This is a genomic window from Actinokineospora sp. NPDC004072 (assembly GCF_053604195.1).
This window is the reverse complement of the sequence record NZ_JBSGHB010000025.1, coordinates 57,660-83,759: the sequence shown is the minus strand read 5'-3', so window position 1 is coordinate 83,759 and position 26,100 is coordinate 57,660. Positions and strand designations below refer to the sequence as shown.

Genomic DNA, 26,100 nt, shown 5'->3' with positions numbered 1-26,100 from the left:
GGCGGGCAAGGTTCGGGGCGTGGGCCGGGTGGGCAGCGTGAGTCCGGCGAGGGGAGTGGCGGGCAAGGTTCGGGGCGTGGGCCGGGTGGGCAGCGTGGTGAGTCCGACGTGGGGAGCGGCGGGCAGGGCTCGGGGCGGGGTGAGCAGGAGGCGGGTCGAGTGGGGGGCGGCGAGCGAGGGGTGGACGGGGTGGTTGGCGGGGGTCGGGTGGGGGATGGGTGGGTGGTGCTCGATGTGGGTGGGGTGGTGGCGGGGACGGCGGAGTTTGCCGGGTGGACGCAGGCGCGGATCGCCGAGCGGGGGTTGCTGGTGGATGCGCCGCTGCCGGGTGGGGCGGTGGTCGAGCGGCGCAGCGCCGAGGGGGAGGAGCTGCTGTGGCGGGCCAAGGGGTTCCTCTACGCCCTGCTCTTCCGGTGCTCGCTGCCCGTCGTCCAGCGGCAGCAGTTGACGATCACCCTGCCCGCGAGCAAGGCGGGCGCCTTCGCCTTCCTCGGCCGCGCGCCCGTGCCGAGCCACCCCGGCGCCCGCATCGAGGTCGAGTACGGCGACACCGCCGACCAGCTCGTCGGCCACGGCATCGCCGCGGCGCTGCGGCTGATCAACCGGCTGGAGGTCAACGAGGTCGTCCTGCACGCGCGGATGGCCGACGTCGAGGAGAGCAGCCTGCGCTAGGCGCTCACATCCGCGACCACGCCACCGCGATGGCGACGACCACCGCGATCGCGCTGACGACCCCCAGCGCGCCGCCGATCAGCAGGCCGGACCCGAACGACGCCCACCGCGGCCGCCCCAGCCGCAGCCCGGCCCCGAGCAGCAGCGACCCCATCGCCACGCCGAGGAACAAGGTCGCGTACTCGCCGCCGCGCCAGCCCGCGACGAGGTCCGCGCGGAAGGCGAGCACGGTCAGCGCCAGCAGGCCGACCGCCGCCAGGAACCCGGCGGCGGCGATCCCCGGGCGCTTCTGCCGGTAGGTGTCGTCCACGTCCGCCGAGGCTACCCGCCAAGACCACCCGGACGCGGGGTGTCCCCGCCGCGGCGACCGGGTACGCCGCAGCCGGAAGCCGACGACGAGGGAGCCAAGCGATGGCCGACATCGACAAGCAGCGCCAGCTCGACGCCGTCCGGGTCGACAACGACGGGCAGCGCCTGACCACCCAGCAGGGCGTGCGGGTCGACCACACCGACGACTCGCTCGCCGCGGGCGAGCGCGGCCCGACGCTGCTGGAGGACTTCCACGCCCGGGAGAAGATCACCCACTTCGACCACGAGCGCATCCCCGAGCGCGTCGTGCACGCGCGGGGAGCGGGGGCGCACGGGTACTTCGAGCCGTACGAGCCGTGGCTGGCCGAGTACACCGCCGCCGAGTTCCTGACCGACCCGACCGTGCGCACCCCGGTCTTCGTGCGGTTCTCCACGGTCGCGGGCTCGCGTGGCTCGGCCGACACCGTGCGCGACGTGCGCGGGTTCGCCACGAAGTTCTACACCCGCCAGGGCAACTACGACCTGGTGGGCAACAACATGCCGGTGTTCTTCATCCAGGACGGCATCAAGTTCCCCGACTTCGTGCACGCGGTGAAGCCCGAGCCGCACAACGAGATCCCGCAGGCGCAGTCCGCGCACGACACGCTGTGGGACTTCGTCGGGCAGCAGCCGGAGACCATGCACATGATGCTGTGGCTGATGTCGGACCGGGCGCTGCCCCGCAGCTACCGGATGATGCAGGGCTTCGGCGTGCACACCTTCCGCCTGGTGGCCGCCGACGGGCGCGGCACGTTCGTGAAGTTCCACTGGACGCCGGTGCTCGGCACCCACTCGCTGCTGTGGGACGAGACGCAGAAGATCGCGGGCAAGGACCCCGACTTCAACCGCCGCGACCTGTGGGAGGCCATCGAGTCCGGCGCGTTCCCGGAGTGGGAGCTGGGCGTGCAGCTGGTGCCCGAGGACGACGAGTTCGCCTTCGACTTCGACCTGCTGGACGCCACCAAGATCATCCCCGAGGAGCAGGTCCCGGTCCGCCCGGTCGGGCGGATGGTGCTCGACCGCAACCCGGACAACTTCTTCGCCGAGACCGAGCAGATCGCCTTCCACACCGCCAACGTCGTTCCCGGCATCGACTTCACCAACGACCCGCTGCTGCAGGCCCGCAACTTCTCCTACCTCGACACCCAGCTGCTGCGGCTGGGCGGGCCGAACTTCGCCCACATCCCGATCAACCGCGCGCTGGCCCCCGAGCACAACAACCAGCGCGACGGGTTCAGCCAGCACCGCATCCACCGCGGCCGGACCAGCTACAGCCCCAACTCCCTGGGCGGGGGCTGCCCGATGGCCGCTGGCGAGTTCCCCGAGGTGTTCAGCCACTACCAGGAGAAGGTGGAGGGGGTGAAGATCCGCAGGCGCAGCCCGAGCTTCCAGGACCACTACAGCCAGGCCACGCTGTTCTGGAACAGCATGACCGACGTGGAGAAGGAGCACATCGTCGCCGCCTTCCGCTTCGAGCTGGGCAAGGTGGAGACCAAGCCGATCCGCGCCGCGGTGGTCGAGCACCTCAACCGGGTGGACCACGAGCTGGCCAAGCTGGTCGCCGCCGGGATCGGCGTGCAGGCCCCGCAGGCCCCGGACGGGGCCAACCACGGCAGGCGCTCGCCCGCGCTGAGCCAGGTCGAGCGGGCCGCGCGGACGCCCGGCACGGTCGAGACGCGCAAGGTCGCGCTCCTGGTGGCCGACGGCGTGGACGGCGTGGGCACGCGCCGGGTCGCCCGGGTCCTGCGCGATCTCGGCGCGGTGGTGGAGCTGCTGGCCCCGGCCGACGGCGAGGTGCGCGCGGCCGACGGCGAGGCGCTGATGGCCGACCGGGCGCTGAACACGATGGCCTCGGTGCTCTACGACGCCGTGATCGTCCCCTGTGGACAGGAGTCGGTGGCCGCGCTGGCCGCCGACGGCTACGCGGTCCACTTCGTCACCGAGGCGTTCAAGCACGCCAAGGCGGTGGGCGGGTTCGGCGCCGGGCTCGACCTGCTGCGCACCGCCCGGGTGGACGTGCGGCTCGCGGGCGCGGACGAGGAGCTGGTGGTCGACGAGGGCGTGGTCAGCAGCGGCCGCTCGGCCGACGCCCTGCCGACCGCGTTCGCCGAGGAGTTCGCCAAGGTGGTGGCTGGCCACCGGGTCTGGAGCAGGCGGACTGACGCCGTGCCCGCTTGATCCCGTTTCGCCGGGTCCGGGCGGGGGTAGCTCCGGGGCGTGACCGAGGACAAACCAGGCGTCGTCGTCTTCGCGCCGTCGCCGCAGCTGACCGTGACCGTCGAGGCCGTCGGCGGCCAGCCCGACCTGCACATCCACCCCGGCGGCCAAGGTGTCTGGCAGGCCAGGATGCTGGCCGTGCTCGACGTGCCGGTGACCCTGTGCGGCGCGTTCGGCGGGGAGACCGGGATGGTGCTGCGCCACCTCGTCGGCGAGGGCGGCATCCGGGTCTGCGGACGCGACGTGGCCGCCCGCAACGGCGCCTACATCCACGACCGGCGCGACGGGGAGCGGGACTCGCTGGTCGAGATGCCGCCCGACCCGCTGACCCGGCACGAGCTGGACGACCTCTACGCGCTCACCCTGCGCGAGGCCCTGGCCGCGGGCACGGCCATCCTCGGCGGCGTGCACGACCCGCGGGTCGCGCCGCCCGCGCTCTACAAGCGGCTGACCGCCGACCTGTCCGAGCTGGGCTGCCGGGTCGTGGTCGACCTGGCGGGGGAGTACCTGGCCGCGGCGCGCGAAGGCGGGCCCAGCGTGATCAAGGTCAGCCACGAGGAGCTGCTGGAAGCGGGCGCGGCCGAGGCCGACACCGTGCCCGAGCTCGTCCGCGCCGCCCACCACCTGGCCGAGACCGGGGCCGAGCTCGTCCTGGTCTCCCGCGCGGGCGAGCCCGCCATCGCCCGCACCCGCGAGGGCGTGCTGGCCATCGAGGTCCCGAGCCTGCACCAGGTCGACACGCGCGGCGCGGGCGACTCGATGACCGCCGCCGTCACCGCGGCCCTCGCCAACGGCGAGTCGATGGCCGACGCGCTGCGCCTGGGCGGCGCGGCGGGCGCGCTCAACGTCACCCGGCACGGCCTGGGCTCCGGCGAGGGCGCGGCGATCCGGGCCATCGCCCGCCAGGTCCGGCTCGTCCCGGTGGGCTGACGGCTCAGCCGGGGGAGCGGGGCTCGGAGCGGTCCACCAGGCCCTCGTCGACCAGGCTCTGGGTCACGTGCTCGGTCAGCTCCTCGCGCTGGAGCCTGCGCTGGGCGCGCAGCAGCGCCCGGCTCTCCCGGGAGAACACCCGGGTGATGGCCACGCACATGCCGATCATGACCAGGCTGAACGGCAGCGCGATCGCGATGGCCACGCCCTGCACCGCGCTCAGCCCGCCCGCCAGCACCAGCGCGATCGCCACCGCGCCCTCGGCCGAGGCCCAGAACACCCGGCTCCACTTCGGCGGGTTCACCTCGCCGCCCGCGGCGAGCATGTCCACCACCAGCGACCCGGAGTCGGCCGAGGTGACGAAGAACAGCACCACGAGGATGATCGAGACCCCGACCAGGATCGACCCGCCGGGCAGCCCGTCCAGCAGGGTGAACAGCGCGCCCTCGGTGTCCACCGAGGCCGCCCCGGTCTCGTCGGTCCCCACCAGGCCGCCCTGGCCGAACAGCTGGCGGAACAGGCCCGCGCCGCCGAAGACCGAGAACCACAGGAAGCTGAGCAGGGTGGGCACCAGCAGCACGCCCGCGACGAACTCCCGGACGGTGCGCCCGCGGGAGATCCGGGCGATGAAGACGCCGACGAAGGGCGCCCAGGAGATCCACCAGCCCCAGTAGAAGGCGGTCCAGTAGCCCTGCCACTCCTCGCCCGCCGCGCCCTGGAACGCGGTGGTGGTCAGGCTCAGCCGCACCAGGTTCTGCAGGTAGAGGCCGGTCGACTGGATGAAGTCGCGCAGGATGAACAGCGTCGGGCTGGTCACCAGCACGAAGACCAGGATCGCCCCGGCCAGGCCGAGGTTGGTGTTGGACAGCCACTTGATGCCCTTGTCCACCCCGGTGACCACGGAGAGGACGGCGATCAGCGTGATGGCGCCGATGAGGATGACCTTGACGAGGTTGTCCGGGTCGGTGATCAGGCCGGTGAAGTCCAGGCCCGCCGCGATCTGGGCCACGCCCAGCCCCAGCGAGGTGGCCACGCCGAAGAGCGTGCCCACCACGGCGGCGATGTCGATCACGTCGCCGAGCACGCCGCGGACCCGGCGGCCGAGCAGCGGCTCCAGCGCCCACCGGATCGACACCGGCCGCTTCCTTCGGTGCACCGCGTAGGCCACGGCCAGGCCGACGACCACGTACACCGCCCACGGGTGCAGGCCCCAGTGCAGGAACGTCTGCACCAGCGCGGCCTGCGCGCCCGCCTCGTCGGCCGCGGCGATGCCCGAGGCCCGGTTGGGGATGCCCGCGAAGTGGTTCAGCGGCTCGGCGACGCCCCAGAACACCAGGCCGATGCCCATGCCCGCGGCGAAGAGCATGGCGAACCACGAGCGGCGCGAGAACTCCGGCTCGTCGTCGTCCGCGCCGAGCTTGATGTCGCCGTAGTGGCCGAAGCCGACCCGGATGGCGAACACGACGAACGCGCTGACCAGCAGCGTGTAGTACCAGCCGAAGTTGCGCACGATCCACCCCGACACGGCCCCGACCGCGGACTCCATCGTCGACGGCGAGGCGACGGTGACCGCGATGAACGCCAGCGCGATGGCCGCCGACGGCCAGAACACGCGCCCGTGGATGGACCGCTTCCCAGCCGCGTCCGGCTCGACGGGTCGGTCCGAAGTGGTCACGCCTGCTCCTCCCGGCTGCGGTGAATCCCCGACAGGCTAAAGCCCCTCCCCGCCATCCGGCCACCAGGCATCCGCGGCTTGCGCACTACCGCGCTATGCGCAATAGTCTGGCTAGCGCGATAGCAGGAGGGGTGCTGTGGATACGAGCCAGCTGCTCAAGGGGGTGCTGGACCTAGCCGTGCTCGCCGTGCTCAGGAACGAGGACGGCTACGGCTACGACGTGGTGCGCAGGCTGCGCACCGGGGGGATCGACGAGGTGGGGGACGCCTCGGTCTACGGGACGCTGCGCAGGCTGTACCGGGCCGGGTACCTGACCTCGTACGTGGTCCCCAGCGACGAGGGGCCGCACCGGAAGTACTACGGGGTCAACGAGGCGGGCCGGGCCAAGCTGGCCGAGTCCGAGAAGGCGTGGCGGGCCTTCGCCGAGACGCTGGACGGGATCTTGCGGAAGGGGGTGGCGGCGTGAACGACATCCTCACCCGTCCCGAGGTGGCCGAGTACGTGCAGCGCGTGCGGGCGGGGCTGGCAGGCCTGCCCGCCGAGGAGGTCGCCGAGGTGATGGAGGACCTCGCGCCGCACGTGGCCGAGGTCTACGCCGAGACGGGCTCGCTGGACGCCGTCGTGGCCCGGCTCGGCACGCCCGAGGAGTACGCCGCCGAGCTGCGCGCCGCGGGCGGCTACCCGTCCACAGGGGAGGACGCGGGGGAGCGCCCGCGGGTCTGGCGCGCCCGGTGCGTGCTCTGGGCGGTGGCCGCCGCCGCGCTCGCCGCGGGCCTGTCGGGCCTGCTCTCCGACCGCTACGACCGGGACGCGCTGGTGGGCGTGTTCCTCGGCGGCCTGGTGCTGCTCCCGGCGCTGTGGCTGGTGTTCTCCGGGGCCGTCCGGCGCGTCGACGTGGAGTCGGTGCCGGAGTACCGCATCGCCCGCGACCGGGCGAGGCGCGCGCTGGGCCGGGTGCCGCACGCCCACCGCGCCCGCGAGCTGGGGCCCGGCTGGCGGGTGGCCCGGCTGCTGCTGCTCGCCCTGGCCTTCGTCGCCGCCCTCCAGGCCAGCGGCGGCGGCTACTGGCTGCTGGCCATCATCGGCGTCGCCGCGGTCCTGCTGTGGGCGGGCGGGCGGGTGGCGGGCGACCGGCGGCTGCTGCTGCTCGTCGTTCCCGCGAACGCGCTGGTGATCGGCCTGGGCTTGGCCCTGGCGGTGCAGGCCGTCGATGCGGTGTCCCACCGGGGCAGCGGCTACTACTACCCGGTGTCGGCCCCGCCCGGCCTGGCCTACAACGGCGAGCAGCTGCAGAACGTCTACGCGGTGGACGCCGAAGGCAGGCAGATCCCGGAGTTCTACCTCTACAACGAGAACGGCGTCCCGCTCAACGTCCCCCAGATGGGCAGCTGCACCCCGGTCGTCGCCGAGTCGTTCGACAACCGGTTCCCCAACCCCGTGCCCCTCTACGGGCCGGACGGCTGCCAGGAGGTGTCCAGGATGCCCTTCGTCCCGCTGCCGCCCAACAGCCACACTCCACCGCCCACCAGCACGGCACCCGGCGGACCAACCACCACCGCACCCACCAGCACGGCGCCGACCAGCGGTCCGACCAGCACCGCGCCGACCAGTACCGCGCCGACCAGTACGACGAGCCAGCCGGTGACGACCACGCCCAGCCCGACGACCGCGGAGGGTTAGGCGGATCGAGGTGGGAGCGGCAGACGGGGGCCGCTCCCACCCCGGGGCCCGGCTACAGCAGCCGGTGCAGCAGCACCCGCTCCACCAGCGTCCACGTCGTCGTCGTGACGAGGTAGACGCCCGCGGCCAGCGGGAGCACGGCGGCCATCGGCACGGTCCCGAACGGCAGCAGCCGCAGCCACCGCGCCATCGGCAGCTCCGGCGCCCCGGTGCGCAGCGCTTGGGCCGCCTGCCAGCGCGAGGTCGCGTAGGCCACCGCGGCCAAGGCGGCGAACAGGCCGATGAAGACGGGTGTGAAGGCGAACGCCCCCAGCCAGTGGGTGCCCAGCGGAGCGCCGAACAGGGTGCCCGCCAGCAGCGGGCTGTCCGTGGTGACCAGGCGGTACACCAGCATGAAGACCGGGATCTGGACCAGCGCGGGCAGGCAGCCGGTGAACATCGAGACGCCGGACTCGCGGTACAGCTCCAGCGTCTTCTGCTGGAGGGTGCGGGGGTCGTGGCGGTAGCGGTCGGTGAGGGCGCGCACCTGCGGGGACAGGGCGGCGCGGGCCTTCTCGCCGCGGATGGCGGCGCGGGCGAGCGGGTGCATGAGCAGGCGGACGAGCGCGGTGACGGCGACGATGGCCAAGGCGGGCGCGGTCAGCCCGGCCAGGGCCGCGCCCAGGTCGTGGAACACGGGGTCTCCCGAGGGTCGAGCGGGCAGGACGGCTCAGGCAGCGCTGCTGCCGAGGCGCCCTGGCGCTCGCGGTCGGGGACGGCCCGCGGCGTCGGGATCGCGCAGCCGCAGGAACGCGGCGCGCTGGGCGCGGTTGCGCAAGGCCAGCGAGCGCACCCACACCGGGCCGGTCGGGCCGACGGGGACCACGCCGACCAGCAGCGCGATCACGGCGACGACCGCGACGGCGGCCACCAGCTCAGCGGGCTGGTGGACGAGGAGGAGCGCGAACAGCGCCAGCAGCGCGTGCCACCCGGCCATGCGCGTCACCTCCCCGTCCGCCAACTGTACCCGTCAGACGGTGACGGGCTCGTCCTTCGGGGACTGGCTGATGTTCTCGGCGGCGCGCTCGGGCGGCAGCCGCACCGCGATGGCGTAGGCGTACACCACGGCGCTGAACACGACCAGGATGAGGAAGCCCCACAGCAGCGAGATCGGCCCGTCGCCGCCGTTGAGGAGCAGCCCGGGGTCGGCGGGCTGGTTCGGGTCGACGTCGCCGAAGTAGCTGAGCACCCCGAGGCCGACGAGCCAGATCGGGAACCACGACCCGGCCTTGAACTCCAGCGGCGGCATGACGGCCTTGTTGCGCGCCTGGTACACGGCGAACACCACGTACCCCACCAGCAGGGCGATGATCATCTTCTCGTTGATCGCCCAGCCCGCCCAGAACACCAGCAGGCTGGAGAACAGGAACGCCAGGTAGGGCAGCACGTCGCCGCCGGGCACCCGGAACGGCCGGTCCTGGTCGGGCAGCTGCCTGCGCAGCGCGCCCAGCACCAGCGGGCCCGCGCCGAAGGAGATGGCGAACGCCGAGGTGATGAACCCGATGAACTGCTGCCAGCCCGGGAACGGCAGGAAGAAGAAGCAGCCGACGACGAACATCACGACCACCGACACCCACGGGATGCCGCGCTTGTTCAGCTTCGTCAGCGCCTGCGGGGCGTTGCCGTTGCGCGCGTTGGCGTAGGCCAGGCGGGCGGTGACCCCGGCGTAGATCAGGCCGGTGTCGGCGGGGGAGATCACCGCGTCCACGCGCAGCAGCACGGCCATCCACACCGCGCCCAGCACCAGGGACAGCCCGGCCAGCGGCCCCGCGGAGTCGGCGAAGGCCAGGTTCGCCCAGCCGTCGGTGAGCAGCTCGCCCGGCACGGCGGTGATGAACGCCAGCTGCAGCAGCACGTAGATGATCCCGGCGATGAGGATGGACCCGATGATGGCGAACGGCACGTTCCGGCGCGGGTTGTCGGTCTCGCCCGCGAACTCGATGCCGTTGCGGAACCCCAGGTAGGCGAAGGCGACCCCGGCCGCGGGGATCGCGGTGAACACCGAGCCCCACCCCTGCGGTGCGAACCCGCCGATCGCGGTGAGGTTGTCGGGGTTGAACGCCAGGACGAAGAAGGCGACCACGACCAGCGCGATCACAGCGAGCTTCCACCACACCAGCGCGTTGTTGAGCCGGGCGAACAGCTTCACGCCGAGGATGTTGACCAGGCTGTAGAGGAACATCAGCACGACCGCGATCGCCAGGCCCGGCCCGGTCAGCACGAACACGTCGTCGCGCTGGTCCATCAGCCACGGGATGTACGGGTCGGCGTACTGGATCGTGGCCAGCACCTCGATCGGGGTGACCGCGGCGGCGGCCAGCCAGCTCGTCCAGCCGGAGCTGAAGCTGGCGAAGGACCCGAAGGAGTAGTGCGGGAAGCGGATGATCCCGCCGGAGACGGGGAACATCACCCCCAGCTCGGCGTAGACCAGGCCGATCACCATGACCATGACCCCGCCGATCGCCCAGGACAGGATGGCCGCGGGGCCTGCGATCTGGGCGGCGTAGAGCGCGCCGAACAGCCAGCCCGAGCCGATGATCGCCCCGACGCCGGTGAACAGCAGGCTCAGCTTGCCCACGTCGCGCTTGAGCCCGGTGTCCAGGCGGACCTCGACGCGGCGCGGCGGTCCCGCGGTTGCGGTCATGCGCTTCGCTCCCCTCTGTGCGCGGACCTGACGCGGGCCACGTACCCGGGGGCGGGCGTTCGTACACCCGCGAATCGGCCGATCAGCGGTGCCCGTTGCTCTGCGCGACCGCCTGCGCCCGCCGCCGCGCGGGGATGTTCAGCAGCGCGACGGCCTTCTCGCCCGCCTCGTGCCCGAGCGTCCGGTACGCCTCGAACTGCTCGTCGGTGAACATCTGCTGGCTGGTCGAGTGGTTGGGGAAGCGCGGCTCGCGGTTCTTGAAGGCGTGCAGGTCCCAGCTCGCCTCCGGGGTGAGCACGGCCTTGGCGTAGACGAGCTGCGCCTGCTGGGTGCCCGGCGCGGGGTAGCTCATCATGCCCGCGACCGCCATCGACCCGCTGAGCCCGGCCGAGTCCGGCAGCACCGGCCGCGGGTCGAGGTCGATGTCGACGCCCAGCTCGCTGCGGGCCAGCGCGATCGCCCGGCCGATGTCCAGGCCCTCGCCGTTGCGGTCGCAGCTGGCGTCGAAGCACAGCACGTGCGTGCAGCGGCGGCGCAGCAGCTCGACCACGCCCAGGTTCTCCCAGTGCCCGCCGTCGGTGAGGTAGATGTAGCGGTGGGTCGACTTCGCCGCGCCCAGCGCCTCCCGCAGCACGTACCAGGCGCCGGGCTCGAACCAGCCGTCGCGCATCCGCCGCAGGCCCGCGGCCAGCCGCGACCCGCCCGCCCGCTGCGGGCGCTTGGCGGCCGGGTGGTTCGGGTTCTTGATCCACACGCCGAGCCGCACGTTGGTCAGCGCCATCAGGAAGCGCAGCGGCGGGTAGGTGAACCGGCCCATCAGCGGCGACAGCGCCGCCCCGGACACCGCCATCATCGACGGCAGCGTCAGCTCCGTCCCGGCCACGCCGTTGCGCTGCTCCAGGCGCCGGGTGTCGTGGTAGCCGAACAGGGGGCCGCCGCTGCGCCCGCGCTCGAAGGTGAAGGACTCGGCGAAGCGGCCGACCGGCACGTCGTCGGTGGTCACGTTCACCGCGCAGCAGACGACCAGCTTCGGCAGGCCGGGCGCGGGCTCCAGGTCGGAGAAGTACAGCTTCTCCCGGTAGCTGATCGGCGCGGCGACGATGCAGCCGCGCTCGTCGCGCTCGCGGTGCAGGGCGAAGGCGCTGTTCAGCCGCTCGCGGTAGAACAGGTGCATCGAGTAGCGGCGGTTGTGGACGAACACCGCCATGCCCAGGACGATGGCGACGAACACCAGCAGGATGGCCACGTCCACCGCGGACTGGGTGGGCTGGCGGTTGGCGATCTCCAGCGCCGACAGCAGCGGCACGAGCAGCAGGCCCGCCGCCGCCAGCGACGCCAGCAGCAGCATCAGCCTGCGCGCCCGCAGCCGCCTGCTCAGCATGAGCGCCGCCGCGGCGGCGACCAGCGCGGCCAGCAGCCAGACCAGCCCGGCCGCCATCCGCCCGACCGTGGTCTGGAAGGTCTCCGGCGGCTCGCGGAACAGCCACGACAGCGCCTCGGTGGACAGCAGGGCGTAGAGCTGGGTGAGCACCGGCAGCAGCAGCAGCACCGCGATCGCCCCCGCCACCAGCAGCAGCTTCGCCCCGAACCGCTCCCAGGTGGCCTCGCCGTACTCGCCGGGGGTGTCGCTCATCCGCCGGTAGCACACCGCCCCCAGGGCCAGCAGCACGCACAGCGCCCCGATCGCCAGCAGGACCGTCAGCACGCCCGAGCGCGGCAGGTGCAGGCCGTTGAGCCGCAGGTCGGTCAGCCGGATGCCCACCGCGGCCAGCAGCCACCCCACGAGCCTGCCCGCGATCACCGCGCAGAGCGCGAACGGCAGGTAGTTGACGATGAACCCGTAGACGACGCTGGCCGCCATCCACAGCTTGCCCTCGTGGCCGGGGGCCAGGTAGTCGCTGTTGAGCCGCAGCCGCCGCTCCTCCGGCGAGCCGCGGCCCCACAGCGGCTTGCCGTTCTCCAGCTCCGGCGCGGTGTGCGCCGCGGAGATCATCAGCGCGCTGGCGATGTAGTTGCCGCCGGACACCGCGGCCAGGTACTCCGCGTCCCGCAGCACGCCGCGCTCCTGCAGCGCCTGCAGCGCGCCGAGGTTGAACGCCGCCGAGCGGATGCCGCCGCCGGAGAGCGCGATGCCGATGCGCGGTCCGTCCGGCTGCTCGTCGAGGTACTCGGCGGCGACCCCGGGCAGGGCCTTGGTGGTGCGTGGTCGCAGTGGCATCTCTTCCCCCGGCAGGGCCTCGTCAGAGAACGGTGTAGCCGAACGCGCTGCGGTAGTCCTCGCCTTGCGGGTCGCAGCCGTAGGGGTAGGTCGCGTGCGCCTGCGAGGTGCGCAGCTGCGGCAGCGACCGCTCCAGCAAGTAGCGGGTGAACAGCGGGTGCACGCACAGCTGGTCCTGCTCCTCCTGCGCGGCCAGCTCGTAGTCGAAGGTGTACTGGAAGTGCGCCTTGTTGTAGCGGCCGGTCTGGCCGAACCGGATGCCGAGCACGCCCAGGGAGAACAGCATCGACAGGAACTCGTCGAAGTCCATCCCGGACACCTTGCGGATGCCCTGCCGGTTGTAGACCTTGTGCAGGTCGCGCGCCGGGAAGCAGATCTCGATGCGCCCGGTGAGCCTGCGCAGCACCTCGCCCGCGGCCGGGAAGGACGCCTGGTAGGCGGCCAGGATGCTGGTCACCAGCAGGTGCTCAGCGTGGCGGGTGCCAGCCAGGATGGCCGACGGGGTGACCTGCCAGGGCGTCGAGCCGCGGTCGCGCCTGCTGAAGACGCTGTTGAGGATGTGGATGAGGTGGCGGGGCAGCAGCTGGGTGTGCCGCAGCAGGTAGGCCACCGGGTCCTCGGGGATGCCCAGGCCGGAGCGGAAGTCGGTGGGCAGCGCGGCCCGCAGCAGCGCGATGTCCGGCTCGGGCTCGTCGATGCGGTCGGCGGCCCGCAGCAGCCGGTCCAGCTCCTCGGGGTGGTGGGTGCGCAGGAACAGGTGCAGCCGGGTGCCCGCCAGCCGCAGCAGCTCCCGGGCCGTCCAGTAGATCTTGAGGTAGCCGCCCTGCATGTCCTTGTCCGCCGCGGCGGCGATGCGGTGGATCTGGTCGAACAGCTCCGACGGCAGGCAGATCTGCACCCCGTACGGCCGGTCGCCCTGGCTGCGCGCCATGATCCCGCCGACGGCGCGGAACAGCCCGGCCAGCACCGGGGTCAGCGCCCGCAGCCGCAGGTGCAGCTCCTCCAGGTTGTCCATCACGATGACCAGCGGCTGCCCCCGGTCGGCGAGCAGGTCGCGCATGGCCGCCCGCGCGTCGGCGAAGCGCGCCCGGTCCTGCCCGAGCCCCTCCAGGATCTCCGTCGGCCCGGTCCCCGGCCGCTGCTCGACCCGCTCGCGCACCTGCCGCAGGAACCGCTCGGCGACCTGCGAGGCGTCGGCCGTCGGGTCGGCGGTCTGCCCGAGGTAGGTGCCCAGCACGTTGAGCTTGCCCTGCGGGTCGTGCCCGTCGAAGGACCGCCAGGCGTGGAACATCGCCACGTGGTCGAACAGCGCGGTCCAGATCTCCGCCCGCTGCCCGACGAACAGCCCGTCCCCCTCGTAGGCGTTCAGCACGTTCAGCATCTCGTGGTAGACCTTCTCGGTGTCGATGGCGACCCGCAGCACGTCCTGCCCGGTGTCCGAGCTGATCAGGAACGCGGTCTTGCCCGCCCCTTTCCGGCCGATGATGTAGGCGGGCGCGAGATCGCTGATCGCCTGCGAATAGATCCGGTTGTTGCGGTCGAAGAGCTGGTCGACCGTCGACCGCCCGATCCCGGCCACGTCCTCGGTGGCGATCGGCCCGAACGGCCGCACCGGGGTGAGCACCCGGCTCAACTCATCCCGCGCGACGACCCGCTGCTGCTGGCGATGCACGGCTACCTCCCTGGCCGTGTGCTGCTCGTAATTCAAGCCTCGACTCATTTGCGGGCGCTGTTACGAAGCAGGACCCGAAATAGCCCAGCATTCACCCATGTGGGTGCTTCTTTCCGCTGGTCAGCGACAAATCCTCACGGTTTGCCGAGGCGCGTACCGCCGACCGGGTTCACGTCACCGGGATGATCCGGGCGCTCAGGTCGCCGTCGGCGAGGTCCCAGATGCCGATGGTGCCGTGGGGCTGGCGGCGGCGGTCGGTGGGGGAGCCGGGGTTGAAGATGCGCAGGTCGGGGGTGGTGGTGTCCATCGGGATGTGGGAGTGGCCGAAGACCACGACGTCGGCGGTGGGGAAGCGGCGGTGCAGGCGGGCGGGGCGGCCCGCGGCGGGGCCGCTGTCGTGGATCATCGCCACGCGCAGGCCGCCGATGGTCAGCTCCAGGGTCTCCGGGGCGCCCCAGGCGGCGACGTCCGGGCCGTCGTTGTTGCCGAGGACGGCGTGGACCGGGGCGTAGGCGGACAGCTCGTCGAGGACGTCGGCGGTGCACACGTCGCCCGCGTGCAGGATGAGGTCGGCGTCGCGCAGGTGGGCGGCCACCGCGGGCGGGCAGCCGCGCCAGCGGCGGGGGGCGTGGGTGTCGGACAGGACCACGACGCGCATGGGGTCATCCTCGCGGGTTTCGGCGGGCGGCGGCGGGGGAAAGCCCCGGCGGACCGCACCCCGGGGAGCCGCCTCTTGTTCACCCTTCTCAGCCTCGGCGAGCTGGCCGAGGTCTGCCGGATGGGCCCGCAGCTGTACCTGCGCTACTCGGCCGGGCCCGAGGCCGACGAAGGCCAGGCCAGCACCGACCACGAGAGCGGGCTGCTGATGCCCGGCCTGTCGGCCAACCCGCTGGCCGCCCCCGGGTGGTGGACGCTGCCCGAGGAGGACTGGCTGGCCCGGCGGGTGTGCCAGTACGTGCGCGAGCTCCGTGAGGGGGCTCGCCCGTGGGTGCTGCACGGGCGGGTGGTGGACTTCGGGCCCGACAACGAGCCCCTGCTGGTCGACGTGCACCCCGTCGCGTGGCTGGATGCGCGGTTGGTAGCCGAGGCCCGCGCGCGCTACACCGAGCGGATGAACGCGGGGAAATCGACGCACTGAGGGTTTCGCCGGGCCGGGCTAAGGCAACCCGCGTGATGTTTGCCCCCGACCGAGAGGCGCACCCGATGTCGTTCAACCCGCTGGAGCACCGCGGCATCCCCTTGGACCGGCAGTTGCGCAACTGGCGGGAACTGGATGTGGAGCCCACCGACCCAGATCACGCCGACCCCTACACCCGCTGCCGCATCATCACGATGAACGGCATCGAGGTGGAGGCGCTGCTGTTCAGCCACAACTTCGCCAGGCAGTGCCCGGACATGGAGGTCAAGCGCAAGCTGGCGGAGATCCGGTACCTGGAGCAGCAGCAGCAGAAGGTGGTCAACTGGCTGCTGCCGGGCACCGCGTCGGCCCTGGAGACGACGATCGCCTACGAGCAGGTGGCCGTCGACCTCACCGCGTGGGTGGCCCGCATGGAGCCCGACCCGTACCTGACCCAGGCGTACCAGTTCGGCGTCCTGGAGGACTTCGACCACCTGTACCGGTACGCGAACCTCTACGAGATGGTCCAGCACCGCAAGGCCGAGAAGATCGTCGACGGCCTGACCGAGGTCATCCCCGGGCGGCCGACCAAGTACCACCACCGCAACCCCGTCGACAACGTCCGCACCCCCTACGACCGCACCACCACCGCGCCGATCTCCAAGCTGCACGCGCTGACGATCATGTCCGCCGAGCAGCAGACCATGAACTTCTACATGAACGTCGGCCCGCAGTACATGGAGCCGATCGCCCGCCAGCTCTACCAGGAGATCGGGCTGGTCGAGGAGGAGCACGTCACCCACTACGAGTCCCTGGTGGACCCCGGCGAGACCCTGTGGGAGCGCCTGGTCCTGCACGAGTACAACGAGTGCTACCTCTACTACTCGTTCATGCAGACCGAGTCCGACCGCAGGGTGAAGGCGATCTGGGAGCTGCACCTGAACATGGAGCTGGAGCACCTGCACGCCGCCTGCGAGCTGATGCGGGCCAACGACGGCCGCGAGCCCGAGGAGGTGCTGGGCGACGCGCTGCCCGAGCCGGTGACCTTCGAGCCGAACAAGGAGTACCTGCGCGAGCTGCTCGACACCCAGATCGACCTGACGACGCTGGGCGAGGGCTACGTCCGCGAGGCCCACGAGCGCTTCGAGAAGATGCAGGAGGCCATCCACGGCGGCGAGGCTCCGCCGAGCGAGCGGGTGATCGACGAGCACGCGGCGCTGTTCGACGGCGCGGACTACCGCATGGCCACCGAGGGCGAGCACCCCGTCGCGGAGCTGCGGCGATGACCGGGGTGAAGGCGGCCGACGTGGTCGAGCTGCTGATCGGGCAGCACATGCGCATCCGCGACCTGTTCACCGAGGTCGAGTCGGCCACCGGCGCTGCGCGCGAGGAGGCATTCCGCGAGCTGGTCCGCCTGCTGGCCGTCCACGAGACGGCTGAGGAGCTGGTGGTCCATCCCGAGGCCCGCCGCGTCATGGAGGGCGGCGACGCGGTCGTGGAGGACCGGCTGGTCGAGGAGCAGGCCGCCAAGGAGCTGCTCAAGCGCCTGGACGAGATCGGCCCCGACGACGCGCAGTTCCCGGCGCTGCTGGCCGAGCTGCGCGTCGCGGTGCTCGACCACGCCAACTACGAGGAGCAGTACGAGTTCCGGTACCTGCGCCGCGCGTTGGACGCCGACCGCCTGGCCCAGCTCGCCGACGCCGTCCGCGCCGCCGAGAAGGTCGCCCCGACCCATCCGCACCCGGGCGCGCAGTCGGCCACGGCCAACCTGGCCGCGGGCCCGCTGCTCGGCCTCTTCGACCGGACCAAGGACGCCGTCCGCAAGGCCCTGTCCCGCTGACCCTCGGGACCTGGTGGTGCCGCCCGGCTCGGGCGGCACCACCAGGGGCTAGGCCGCGCTCCCGTTCTCCACCAGCTTCCTGAACCACTCGGCCATCTCGCGCAGGCCCTCGCCGGAGAGGCCGGACGCCACGCCCTTGCGCAGGTCGCTCAGGATGCGCTCGCGCCTGCCCGGCGGGGCGGGGGCGGGGGCCGCTCGCGCAGCTTGTCGATCTCCTTGCGCAGGTCCTCGACCTCGGCGTCGTGGATCGCGCCGAGGGAGCGGAGCTTGGCCTCCTGCATGGGTTCGGCGATGAGCGTGTGCAGGATGGCGGCCATCCCCAGCGCAGTCAGCAGCTGGATGAGGAACTGGCCTGCCGCCGACTCCAGGAAGCGGTCGATCTCCTTCAGCTCGTGGTCCGCCGCGTACTCGCAGAGCTGGATGAACGCCTCGCCCAGGGCCTTGGTCGTGGCCGCGGCGTAGCCCGCGGAGATGGCGGCGGCGACCGCGGAGCCGATCACCGGGGCCAGCTTCGCCGCGTTCGCCGCCGCGAGCTTCTTGCTGACCGCGGCCGCCGCGGCCCGCGCCGCCGGGGTCGCGGCCTTGCGACCAGCCTTGGCGACCGCGGTCGCCAGCAGCAGCCCCACCGGGTCGACGGCCTGCCGCTCGCACTCCGGCAGGTGGTAGCAGGCGCAGATGGCCCGGATCATGAAGACCTGGACCGGCGCGACCACCGCGACGTCCAACCCCGGAACCGGCACGGGGATCGCGCCAACCACCCCGCCGACGCCCGCGGCGATCCGGGTCGCGTTCTTGACGACCTTCTTGCCTGCTGTGCGCTTCTCGACCGTGCTCATCGCGCTCGCCTCCCTGGGCGGTGCCGATCGTCCCCCCACGTCATACAGTCGATCAACGGCCGCGCGCTGCGGCCGAACAGCGCATTCGGGAAAGCCGGGAGTTTCCAACCGGGATCAGGCGAGATCGGGCGAGGCGAGGCAGCGGGCGGCCTGCGCCGCCCCGGCCAGCAGCGCCGAGCGGGTGCCCGCGCCCGCCAGGTGCGCGACGAGGAAGCCCGCGAAGAAGGCGTCCCCGGCGCCGTTGGTGTCGACGACCTCCGCGACCGGGAGTGCGTCGACGCGCTCGATGCCCGCGGCGGTGGCGGCCACCGCGCCGCGCGCGCCCAGGGTGGCGACCGCGGTGGTGGCGCCCGCCCGGACGCGCGCGGCCAGGAACGCCTCCGGGTCGCCGATGGCGTCGTCGTTGAGGAACAGGTGGTCGGCCGCGGCGAGGAAATCGCGGTGGTACTCGGCGACCCCGTCGTAGTCGTGCAGGTCGCACCACATCGGACGGTCGGTGGCCAGGAAGGGGCGGGCGTGGTCGGCGAGGTCGACCACCACCGCGTCGGCCGCGCGCAGCGCCGCCCAGGCCGCGGCGTCGTGCCGGGGGTGATCGAGGCGCGGGAGTTCCAGGTAGATCGACACCCGGCCGCCGTGCGGGTCCATGAGGTTGAGGTGCTGCTCGGTCGGCCCCTCCGCCGCCTCCGCGATCACCTCGACCCCCGCCGCGGTGAGCGCCCCGACCACCGCCCGCCCCGGCGCGTCGTCGCCGACGACCGTCCGCAGCACGACCTCGGCCCCCAACCGCGCCAGGTTGAGCGCCTTCCCGGCCGACGTGCCGCCGACCGCCTCCCGGTGCCCGCGCGCGAACACGGTGTGCGGTCGAGCCTCGGGGAGCCGATCGACCTGGACGAGCCGGTTCCAGGAGACGGGACCGGCGATGAACACCTTCGGCATGGGTGCATTGTGCCCACCTGGCGTGGCGTGAGCGCCTGCGGTCGCGGTGGCGCGGTCGATCAGCGGCGGCTCGGAGGCTGCCGGACGTGCCCGCGGTGGTGCCGCTGCGGTTCGGGCGGCGGCCGCGCGGACCGGGGCGCTCAACCGCAGATTGGCGCGAATGCTGGTCGCGCGGTGGTCGTCGGCCGCAGAATGGCGGGGTGACCCGCACCGTTCGCATCGCTGCCGCCGTCCTGCTGGTGGGCGGTCTCGCAGGCTGCCAGTCCGGGGAGGCCGCCGGGCCCGCGGCCGCCCTGACGGCCGAGGAGACCGCCACGCTCGCGTCCCTGCGCAAGCTCGACGACCACCCGCTGTGGACGATGACCTTCCACGGCGACTACGACCCGCTCGACGTCGGGGGCCCGACCACCACCCCGACGACGTTCGGCTGCTCGCTGTTCGCCGCCCGCGGCAACCCGGACGACCCGGTGTTCGGCCGCAACTTCGACTTCGACCACCAGCCCGCCCTGCTGCTGTTCACCGACGCCCCGGACAGCCACGCCTCGGTGTCGATGGTCGACGTGTCCTACCTGGGCGTGGACTCCGCCGACGACTTCACCACCGACGAGGGCAGGCGCCTGCTGCTCGACGCCCCGCTGCTGCCCTTCGACGGCATGAACGACCAGGGCTTGGTGGTCGGCATGGCCACCGTCCCGGCAGCCGAGCCGACCGAGGTCCCCGGCCGCCCGGTGGTCGGCAGCGTCCGCATCCAGCGGATGATGCTGGACCGCGCCGCGACCGTGGACGAGGCCATCGCGGTGTTCAACGAGTACACAGTGGACTTCACCGACAGCCCGCCGCTGCACTACCTGGTCGCCGACGCGCACGGGCAGTCGGCGATCCTGGAGTTCGTCGGCGGCGAGCTGCGCATCACCCGCGACGCGAGCCCCTGGCAGGCGATGGTGAACTACCGCTGGTACGGCTCCACGCCGGAGTCCCGCATGGCCGACAACCGCTACCGCGCGCTGAGCGAGACGCTGACCGGCACGGGCGGCTCGGTCGACATGGCCGCCGCGATGGACCTGCTCGCCGACGTGCGCCAGGGCCACACCCAGTGGTCGATCGTCTACGGCCAGCGCAGCGGGAAGATCGCCCTGACCACGGGCCAGCGCTACGAGACCGTGCACGAGTTCACCCTGCCGATGGACGGCTGAGCCGAGCGGCGCCGCGAGTCGCAGGACCTCGCCCAGGACCCGAACGGCGCGGTACGGGCCCCGGGCGAGGGGATCAGCGCTGGGAGCGCTCCCAGCTACCCTATCCGGTCCGGTGGACCGGGGGAAGGGCGGGTCAGCGCGTGTGCCGGAACCAGCGGCAGCCGAACGGGTCCAGCTCCAGGGTGAGCCTGCCGTCGCGCACCGGGAACGCCCCGTCGAACAGCACGTCGTCGAGCTTGCCGTCCGCCAGTTCCAGCACCGCCTTGACGGGCCGGTCGGCGAAGTTGTGCACGGCGATGACAGTGTGCTCGGGGGTGGTGCAGCGGTGGGCGAGCACGGCCTCGTCGCCTGCGTCCATCAGGGCGAAGTCGCCCCAGGCCAGCTCCGGGCACTCGCGGTAGCACTCCACCAGCCGCTTGATCCACGACAGCAGCGAGTCCGGGTCGCGGCGCTGGTCGCGGACGTTGACCCGGTCCGGGCCGAACTCCCCGCCGGGCGGCGGGGCGGGGAAGCGCTCGGGGTCGGCGGTGGAGAAGCCCGCGCCCGGCCCCGGCTCCCACTGCATCGGCGTGCGGACGGCGGCGCGGCCCTCGACGGCCAGGTTCTCGCCCATGCCGATCTCCTCGCCGTAGAACAGCACCGGGGTGCCGGGCAGGGAGAACAGCAGGCTGTAGACCATCTTGATCCGCCGCAGGTCCCCGTCGAGCATCGGCGGCAGCCGCCTGCGCAGGCCGCGCCCGTACAGCTGCATGTCCTCTGACGGCCCGAACGCCGCGAACACCTCGCCGCGCTCCTCGTCGGTCAGCTTGTCCAGGGTCAGCTCGTCGTGGTTGCGGACGAACGTCGCCCACTGCGCGTCCCGCGGCGGCTCCGGCCGCTCCCGCAGCGCCTCGGCCAGGGGGGCCGACGTGCCCCGGGCCAGAGCGAGGTACATCCGCTGCATGCCCACGAAGTCGAAGCACATGGTCAGCTCGTCGCCGACGCCCTCGGGGTCGCCGAAGTAGGCCATCGTGTCCCGGTAGGGCAGGTTCACCTCGCCGAGCAGCACCGCCTCGCCCTGCCTGCGGGCCAGGAAGGCGCGCAGGTCGACCAGGTAGTCGTGCGGGTCGGGCAGCTGGTCGGCGTCGGCGTTGCCCGCGGTCTCCAGGAAGAACGGCACCGCGTCCACCCGGAACCCGGACAGGCCCTGCTGCAACCAGAAGCCCATCACCTTCGCCATCTCCTCGCGCACCGCGGGGTTGGCGACGTTGAGGTCGGGCTGGTGCTTGTAGAAGCGGTGCAGGTAGTACTGGTCGGTTTGCTCGTCGTACTCCCACAGGCTGTCCTCCTTGTCGGGGAAGACCACGCCCTTGGGGCCGTCGGCGGGCGGCTCGTCGCGCCAGACGTACCAGTCCCGGTACGGCGACTCGCGGCTGGAGCGGGCGCTGCGGAACCACGGGTGCTCCGCGGAGGTGTGGTTGACGACCAGGTCGGCGATCACCCGGATGCCGCGGTCGCGCGCGGTGCGCACGAACTCCACGAAGTCGCCCAGCGTGCCGAGGCGGGGGTCGACGGAGTAGAAGTCGGTGATGTCGTAGCCGTCGTCGCGGTCGGGGGTGGGCAGGAACGGCATCAGCCACAGGCAGGTGACCCCGAGCCGCGCGAAGTAGTCGATGCGCTGGGTGAGGCCGGGGAAGTCGCCGCAGCCGTCGCCGTTGCCGTCCTGGAAGGTCTCGACGTCCAAACAGTAGATGACCGCGTTCTTCCACCACAGGTCAGCGGTGTCGGTGCGCCTCATGCCAGCTCACCCAGCACCTTCGCGCCGAACGCATCGATGAAGGCGCCCTGCTCCTGGCCGACGTGGTGCAGCTGGATCAGCTCGAAGCCCAGATCGGCGTACTCCCGCAGCCAGGCGGCGTGCCTGGCCAGGTCGGCGGAGACGTTCACGACGCCGCGCACCTGCTCCGGGGAGACGGACTTGGCGATCTCGTCGAAGTGCTGGGGCAGCAGGTCCCAGCAGACCGGCGGGGCGAAGACGTTGCCGCGCCACTGCTGGTGCGCGATGGCCAGGGCCTCGTCCTCGTCCGGCGCCCAGCTGAGGTGCACCTGCAAGGCCAGCGGCCCACGACCGCCTGCGCCGCGGTAGGCGTCGACCATCTTGCGCAGGTGGTCGACGGGGGCGTTCACGGTGACCAGGCCATCGGCCCACTCGGCGCACCACGCGGCCGTCTGCGTGCTCACAGCTGCTCCGAACAGCGGCGGCGGCTCGTCCGGCCGGGTCCACAACCGCGCCCGGTCGACGGTGACCAGCCCGTCGTGGGTCACCTCCTCACCGGCCAGCAGCGCCCGGATGACCTCGACGCACTCGCGCAACCGCGCGTTGCGCACGTCCTTGCGCGGCCACGGGTCCCCGGTGATGTGCTCGTTGGCCGCCTCCCCGCTACCGAGCGCGACCCACAACCGGCCGGGGTACATCGAGCTGAGCGTGCCCATCGCCTGCGCCAGGATCGCCGGGTGATACCGCTGCCCAGGCGCGCTCACCACCCCGAACCCCAACCCGGTCGCCTCCAGCGCCGCCCCCAACCACGACCACGCAAACCCCGACTCCCCCTGCGCAGAAGTCCAGGGCGCGAAGTGGTCGGAGCACATCGCCGCCCCGAACCCCACCCCCTCAGCCCTCCGCACAGCCTCCAACAACCGCCCAGGCCGAACCTGCTCATGCGAGGCGTGAAACCCGTAAACCGCCATACCGGTGTACTACCCCGAATCCCACCGGGTGACGCACCCTCACCCAGAGGAGATCGTCGCGCCCCTCGCGCCCAGTGGCCGTGATCACCCCGAGGACGCGCCGGAGCGATCAGAGCCCCGCTCCGTCGCAGGGATGCGGCTGGAGTTCGCCGAGATCTTCCATTCGCCGAAGATTCGTCGGAAGAAGCGGACCATGGCGGCGTGAACGGCGCGGGGGACGGGCCAGTCCCGTATCGGCCGAGGGTTAACGCGACGAGGGTGCACGGACGGCGTGGTCATGCTCACGCAACGTAACAGTCCACTCCGTCCACTCCGTCGTCCCGCCCCCTGTGGACGGCCCGGTGGGACGGTCGCCCGTCAGCCCCACCAGCGCAAGATCACCGCAGCTACGGCGGGGTACGACAGTTTGGACTAATCCACATGTGACGCCGTCATGTCCCGGTCGGACTTCATTGACTCCGTGATCGAGACAGGCATATAAGGAAGCTACTTTGTCTTCCATGCAAGGAGAAATCCAGTGTTCCGAAAGGATAGTCGGCTGCGCCGCGGGGTCTATGCGGCCCTGTCCGCCGTCGTGCTCCTGCTGCTGGGGTCGGCGGCGCACGCCGAGCGGCCGGAGGCGTCGCCCGCGCGGCTGGCGGGCGGCTTCTACCAGGGCAGCGTCGCGGTCGAGGGGACGGTGCTGAACTACGTGCGCGGGGGCTCCGGCCCGCCGCTGGTGCTGCTGCACGGCTGGCCGCAGACCTGGTGGGAGTGGTCGAAGGTCATGCCCGCGCTGGCCCAGAACCACACCGTCATCGCCTTCGACCTGCCCGGCATCGGCGCGTCGTCCATCCCGGCCACCGGCTACGACAAGGTGCGCACCGCCGCGCGCATCCGCGAGGGCGTGCACAAGCTGGGCTTCCGCAAGGTCTCCATCGTCAGCCACGACACCGGCGCCCTGGTGGCCTACCCCTACGCCCGCGACTACCCGAACGAGGTCGAGCGCCTCGTCGTGATGGACACCCCGCTGTCCGGCTTCGGCCTGGAGGACTTCTACGGCATCAGCTGGCACCTGGGCTTCAACCAGGCGCCCAAGCCGGTGCCGGAGGCCATCATGGACAACGAGGACGTCCCGACCTACCTGGGCTGGATGTTCAGCGGCTCGCGCTACCCCGACCGCATCGACCAGGAGGTGTTCTTCCGCGCCTACGCCAACCCCGACCGCCGCAGCGCCGGGTACGAGTACTACCGGGCCTTCGGCCAGGACGCGGCCAACAACCAGGCCAACGCCCACAAGCGGCTGCAGATGCCGGTGCTGGCCATGGGCGCGGAGTTCGCGTTCGGCCCGATCGTCGGCAACTCGTTCAGCCAGGTCGGTGACGACGTGCGCGGTGTGGTCGCCCCGGACTCCGGGCACTGGATCGCCGAGGAGAACCCGCGCTGGCTCCTCAGCTGCCTGAACCTGTTCTTCGGGCCGTCCGGCGTCCCCGCGCCCACGCCGGACCTGTCGAGCTGCGTGGCCTGATCCCGGGCCGCGAGCGCCAGGACCGGTGGCATGGGACCAGCCACCGGTCCTGGCGGCGCAGCGGCGCGGTCATGCCGCAGGCGGGACGGGTTCCCGTGCCGCGGCATGACATCCTCATGCCTGAGCAATCCCGGAGATGCGGCGTCCGCGCGGCGGGTGCGACCTTGGGCCGAGGGAAACCCCGGCACAGGGACGGTGGAGCATGACGAGCACGGCGCGCCGGTTCCGCATCGGCTTCGCGCACCAGGGGACGCTGCCCTACGAGTACTGCGTCGAGCTAACGGGGTGCGATCACCAGCCGGGCCTGTTCGTCACCGCGTGGGACAACACCCGGCACTCGCCCACCTTCGGCCGCACGGTCGGGGTGGTCGGCCTGACCGGGGCCGAAGAGGAGCCGCTGCCGTCGGAGGCCGCGCTGGGCATGCCGGTGGAGCAGGCGTGCACGCGGCTGGCCGGGTGGGCGGTGCGCAGGCGCGTCGCCGAGGTGAGCCCGCTGGTGTCCCTCCAGCGCGGGGCCGACGTGTTCCTGATGCGGAACCTGCCCACGATCGCGCTGCGCCAGGGCTACGACTTCCTGCTGGCCACCCTGACCACCGAGCAGGTGGTCCGGTCCCGGATCGCGGGCTGGGACTTCCACGCCATCGCCGGGCAGACCGGCGTCCTCCCCTGCGGCACCGCGGAGGCGTTCCCGATCGCGAGCTGACCGCCCTGTGGTAGACACGGCGGGGTGATCGAGGGGCTGGAGCGGTGGCTGCGGCGGGAGTTCGTCGCCTACAACACCGAGTTGGATGAGGCGTACTTCGGCGAGCGCGCCGAGGTTCTGCGCGGTGTGCCCGAATTGGACCGGATCAAGCGCGCCCTCTACACCGAGGGCTTGGCGCTCATCGCCGCGGTGGACCGCTACCCCGACGAGGAGCGCTACCGCCTGCTCGGCGCGGTCGGCTTCTTCCTCGCCGCCTGCCGCAGGCACGGCGTCGAAGGCGAGCCGCACGCGGCGTGGGCGCTGGCGGCCGAGCTGGGCGCGGGGCTCGGGGTGGCGCCCCGGTACGTCTTCGCCCACCAGTCCACCCACAACCTAGCCGTCGACGGCGCCTACCGGCGGTTCACCGACCTGCCGGACGAAGCGGAGTTCACCACCACCAACGGCTTGGCGGTGCTCGCCTACCAGCGGGCCGCGGCCGCGCTGCGCCGGATCGCCGCCGTGGGCGTCTCCAGTCCACTGGCGACATACCTGCTCGGGGAGGCCAAGTCCGGGCTGGAGGACGTGCTCGCCTTCAACCGCGCGCTGGGCAAGACCCTCGACGCCGACCGCTTCTACTACAACATCCGGCCGTACTTCATGTCCCACCGCGTCGGGGACGCGGAGTACCGCGGGGTGAACGCGGGCGACTTCGCCGCGGTCAACGAGATCGACTTGCACCTGGGCCTGTGCTCGGCGCGCGATCCGTTCTACCAGCGCGTGGTGGCCGAGAAGTACCCGTACGTGCCGCCGGAGGACCAGCCCCGGCTGCGCGCGGCGATGACCGCCCAACCGCTGCTGGAGCTGTTCCTGCGCGACCCGCACCCGCAGAACGGCGAGCTGTTCCTCGCCGTGTGCCGGGCCCACGGCGCCGCGTACGCCTACCACCACTCGCGGCTGGTCCGGCACTTCTTGGAGGAGCCTGCCCGCGTCGCCGAGCGCCAAGAGGACGTGACGGCCAGCGGGCCGCCGCTGGATGTGGTCGTCGCGGGCCTGGGCAGGCTGGCCGACCTGCGCGCCGCTCGGGACCGGCCGGGGCTGGTGACCGCGCGGGTGCGGCTGGAGGAGTTGGCCGCCAAGCTGGCCTGATTCCGCCAGCAGGGTTTACCG

24 protein-coding genes are annotated in these 26,100 nt (G+C 72.3%); 12 read left to right on the top strand and 12 right to left on the bottom strand.

Annotation, left to right across the window (positions count from 1 at the left end; all coding sequences use genetic code 11):
- The first annotated feature begins 222 nt into the window (after window positions 1-222).
- Window positions 223-672, top strand: coding sequence for a hypothetical protein (locus ACWEPX_RS29630; protein WP_451900551.1), 450 nt, complete (start codon window positions 223-225; stop codon window positions 670-672).
- A 4-nt stretch (window positions 673-676) separates the two neighbouring features.
- On the opposite strand, the gene ACWEPX_RS29625 is transcribed toward ACWEPX_RS29630, so the two are convergent.
- Window positions 677-982 (bottom strand): hypothetical protein, encoded by a 306-nt coding sequence (locus ACWEPX_RS29625; RefSeq protein ID WP_451900550.1) that lies wholly within the window; start codon window positions 980-982, stop codon window positions 677-679.
- A 101-nt stretch (window positions 983-1,083) separates the two neighbouring features.
- Between ACWEPX_RS29625 and ACWEPX_RS29620 the strand changes: the two genes are divergently transcribed.
- The gene (locus ACWEPX_RS29620) at window positions 1,084-3,198 is read left to right on the top strand and encodes a catalase (protein ID WP_451900549.1); all 2,115 of its coding nucleotides are present in this window, start codon (window positions 1,084-1,086) and stop codon (window positions 3,196-3,198) included.
- Window positions 3,199-3,237: 39 nt separating this feature from the next.
- Window positions 3,238-4,167: a 1-phosphofructokinase family hexose kinase gene (locus tag ACWEPX_RS29615; RefSeq protein WP_451900548.1), complete on the top strand. Its 930-nt coding sequence runs from the start codon at window positions 3,238-3,240 to the stop codon at window positions 4,165-4,167.
- Between the two features lie 4 nt (window positions 4,168-4,171).
- On the opposite strand, the gene ACWEPX_RS29610 is transcribed toward ACWEPX_RS29615, so the two are convergent.
- Window positions 4,172-5,842, bottom strand: coding sequence for a BCCT family transporter (locus tag ACWEPX_RS29610; protein ID WP_451900547.1), 1,671 nt, complete (start codon window positions 5,840-5,842; stop codon window positions 4,172-4,174).
- A 136-nt stretch (window positions 5,843-5,978) separates the two neighbouring features.
- On the opposite strand from ACWEPX_RS29610, the gene ACWEPX_RS29605 reads away from it, so the two are divergent.
- A complete protein-coding gene (locus tag ACWEPX_RS29605; RefSeq protein ID WP_451900546.1) occupies window positions 5,979-6,308 on the top strand; it encodes a PadR family transcriptional regulator in 330 nt (109 codons plus the stop codon).
- Window positions 6,305-7,522: a DUF1700 domain-containing protein gene (locus tag ACWEPX_RS29600; protein WP_451900545.1), complete on the top strand. Its 1,218-nt coding sequence runs from the start codon at window positions 6,305-6,307 to the stop codon at window positions 7,520-7,522. Before ACWEPX_RS29605 ends, ACWEPX_RS29600 begins: the two co-directional genes overlap by 4 nt.
- A gap of 52 nt (window positions 7,523-7,574) precedes the next feature.
- Here the strand turns inward: ACWEPX_RS29600 and ACWEPX_RS29595 are convergent, their stop codons facing one another.
- The 6 genes from ACWEPX_RS29595 to ACWEPX_RS29570 all read right to left on the bottom strand — a co-directional run bounded on the left by ACWEPX_RS29595 (window position 7,575) and on the right by ACWEPX_RS29570 (window position 14,753).
- Window positions 7,575-8,198, bottom strand: a complete 624-nt coding sequence (locus tag ACWEPX_RS29595) for a YidC/Oxa1 family membrane protein insertase (RefSeq protein ID WP_451900544.1) — start codon at window positions 8,196-8,198, stop codon at window positions 7,575-7,577.
- Window positions 8,199-8,231: 33 nt separating this feature from the next.
- Window positions 8,232-8,498 (bottom strand): DUF6412 domain-containing protein, encoded by a 267-nt coding sequence (locus tag ACWEPX_RS29590; protein WP_451900543.1) that lies wholly within the window; start codon window positions 8,496-8,498, stop codon window positions 8,232-8,234.
- 33 nt (window positions 8,499-8,531) lie between these two features.
- On the bottom strand, window positions 8,532-10,205 hold the full coding sequence (locus tag ACWEPX_RS29585) for an APC family permease (RefSeq protein ID WP_451900542.1): 1,674 nt from the start codon (window positions 10,203-10,205) through the stop codon (window positions 8,532-8,534).
- A gap of 82 nt (window positions 10,206-10,287) precedes the next feature.
- Window positions 10,288-12,423 (bottom strand): hypothetical protein, encoded by a 2,136-nt coding sequence (locus ACWEPX_RS29580; protein WP_451900541.1) that lies wholly within the window; start codon window positions 12,421-12,423, stop codon window positions 10,288-10,290.
- A 22-nt stretch (window positions 12,424-12,445) separates the two neighbouring features.
- Window positions 12,446-14,095, bottom strand: coding sequence for a P-loop ATPase, Sll1717 family (locus tag ACWEPX_RS29575; protein ID WP_451900540.1), 1,650 nt, complete (start codon window positions 14,093-14,095; stop codon window positions 12,446-12,448).
- Window positions 14,096-14,264: 169 nt separating this feature from the next.
- Window positions 14,265-14,753 carry a metallophosphoesterase family protein gene (locus ACWEPX_RS29570; RefSeq protein ID WP_451900539.1) on the bottom strand — a complete coding sequence of 163 codons (489 nt, stop codon included), beginning with the start codon at window positions 14,751-14,753 and terminating at the stop codon, window positions 14,265-14,267.
- Between the two features lie 75 nt (window positions 14,754-14,828).
- Between ACWEPX_RS29570 and ACWEPX_RS29565 the strand changes: the two genes are divergently transcribed.
- The 3 genes from ACWEPX_RS29565 (at window position 14,829) to ACWEPX_RS29555 (ending at window position 17,052) form a co-directional block, all read left to right on the top strand.
- Window positions 14,829-15,233, top strand: coding sequence for a DUF6098 family protein (locus tag ACWEPX_RS29565; protein WP_451900538.1), 405 nt, complete (start codon window positions 14,829-14,831; stop codon window positions 15,231-15,233).
- A gap of 65 nt (window positions 15,234-15,298) precedes the next feature.
- Window positions 15,299-16,498, top strand: a complete 1,200-nt coding sequence (locus ACWEPX_RS29560) for a hypothetical protein (protein ID WP_451900537.1) — start codon at window positions 15,299-15,301, stop codon at window positions 16,496-16,498.
- Complete coding sequence (locus tag ACWEPX_RS29555) at window positions 16,495-17,052, top strand: hemerythrin domain-containing protein (RefSeq protein ID WP_451900536.1); 558 nt, start codon at window positions 16,495-16,497, stop codon at window positions 17,050-17,052. Before ACWEPX_RS29560 ends, ACWEPX_RS29555 begins: the two co-directional genes overlap by 4 nt.
- Before the next feature lie 149 nt (window positions 17,053-17,201).
- Here ACWEPX_RS29555 and ACWEPX_RS29550 read toward each other — a convergent pair whose 3' ends face one another.
- Both ACWEPX_RS29550 and ACWEPX_RS29545 read right to left on the bottom strand, forming a co-directional pair.
- The gene (locus ACWEPX_RS29550; RefSeq protein WP_451900535.1) at window positions 17,202-17,888 is read right to left on the bottom strand and encodes a DUF697 domain-containing protein; all 687 of its coding nucleotides are present in this window, start codon (window positions 17,886-17,888) and stop codon (window positions 17,202-17,204) included.
- 114 nt (window positions 17,889-18,002) lie between these two features.
- Window positions 18,003-18,824, bottom strand: coding sequence for a carbohydrate kinase family protein (locus ACWEPX_RS29545; protein WP_451900534.1), 822 nt, complete (start codon window positions 18,822-18,824; stop codon window positions 18,003-18,005).
- Between the two features lie 200 nt (window positions 18,825-19,024).
- On the opposite strand from ACWEPX_RS29545, the gene ACWEPX_RS29540 reads away from it, so the two are divergent.
- A complete protein-coding gene (locus ACWEPX_RS29540) occupies window positions 19,025-20,017 on the top strand; it encodes a carcinine hydrolase/isopenicillin-N N-acyltransferase family protein (RefSeq protein ID WP_451900533.1) in 993 nt (330 codons plus the stop codon).
- A gap of 133 nt (window positions 20,018-20,150) precedes the next feature.
- On the opposite strand, the gene ACWEPX_RS29535 is transcribed toward ACWEPX_RS29540, so the two are convergent.
- Together ACWEPX_RS29535 and ACWEPX_RS29530 are read right to left on the bottom strand one after the other, a co-directional pair.
- Window positions 20,151-21,794: an alpha-amylase family protein gene (locus ACWEPX_RS29535; protein ID WP_451900532.1), complete on the bottom strand. Its 1,644-nt coding sequence runs from the start codon at window positions 21,792-21,794 to the stop codon at window positions 20,151-20,153.
- Window positions 21,791-22,744 carry a TIGR03885 family FMN-dependent LLM class oxidoreductase gene (locus ACWEPX_RS29530; protein ID WP_451900531.1) on the bottom strand — a complete coding sequence of 318 codons (954 nt, stop codon included), beginning with the start codon at window positions 22,742-22,744 and terminating at the stop codon, window positions 21,791-21,793. Before ACWEPX_RS29530 ends, ACWEPX_RS29535 begins: the two co-directional genes overlap by 4 nt.
- A 517-nt stretch (window positions 22,745-23,261) precedes the next feature.
- On the opposite strand from ACWEPX_RS29530, the gene ACWEPX_RS29525 reads away from it, so the two are divergent.
- The 3 genes from ACWEPX_RS29525 (at window position 23,262) to ACWEPX_RS29515 (ending at window position 26,079) form a co-directional block, all read left to right on the top strand.
- Window positions 23,262-24,251 carry an alpha/beta fold hydrolase gene (locus ACWEPX_RS29525; RefSeq protein WP_451900530.1) on the top strand — a complete coding sequence of 330 codons (990 nt, stop codon included), beginning with the start codon at window positions 23,262-23,264 and terminating at the stop codon, window positions 24,249-24,251.
- A gap of 202 nt (window positions 24,252-24,453) precedes the next feature.
- Complete coding sequence (locus ACWEPX_RS29520) at window positions 24,454-24,954, top strand: thermostable hemolysin (RefSeq protein ID WP_451900529.1); 501 nt, start codon at window positions 24,454-24,456, stop codon at window positions 24,952-24,954.
- A 24-nt stretch (window positions 24,955-24,978) separates the two neighbouring features.
- Window positions 24,979-26,079: a monodechloroaminopyrrolnitrin synthase PrnB family protein gene (locus ACWEPX_RS29515; protein WP_451900528.1), complete on the top strand. Its 1,101-nt coding sequence runs from the start codon at window positions 24,979-24,981 to the stop codon at window positions 26,077-26,079.
- Window positions 26,080-26,100 lie beyond the last annotated feature (21 nt).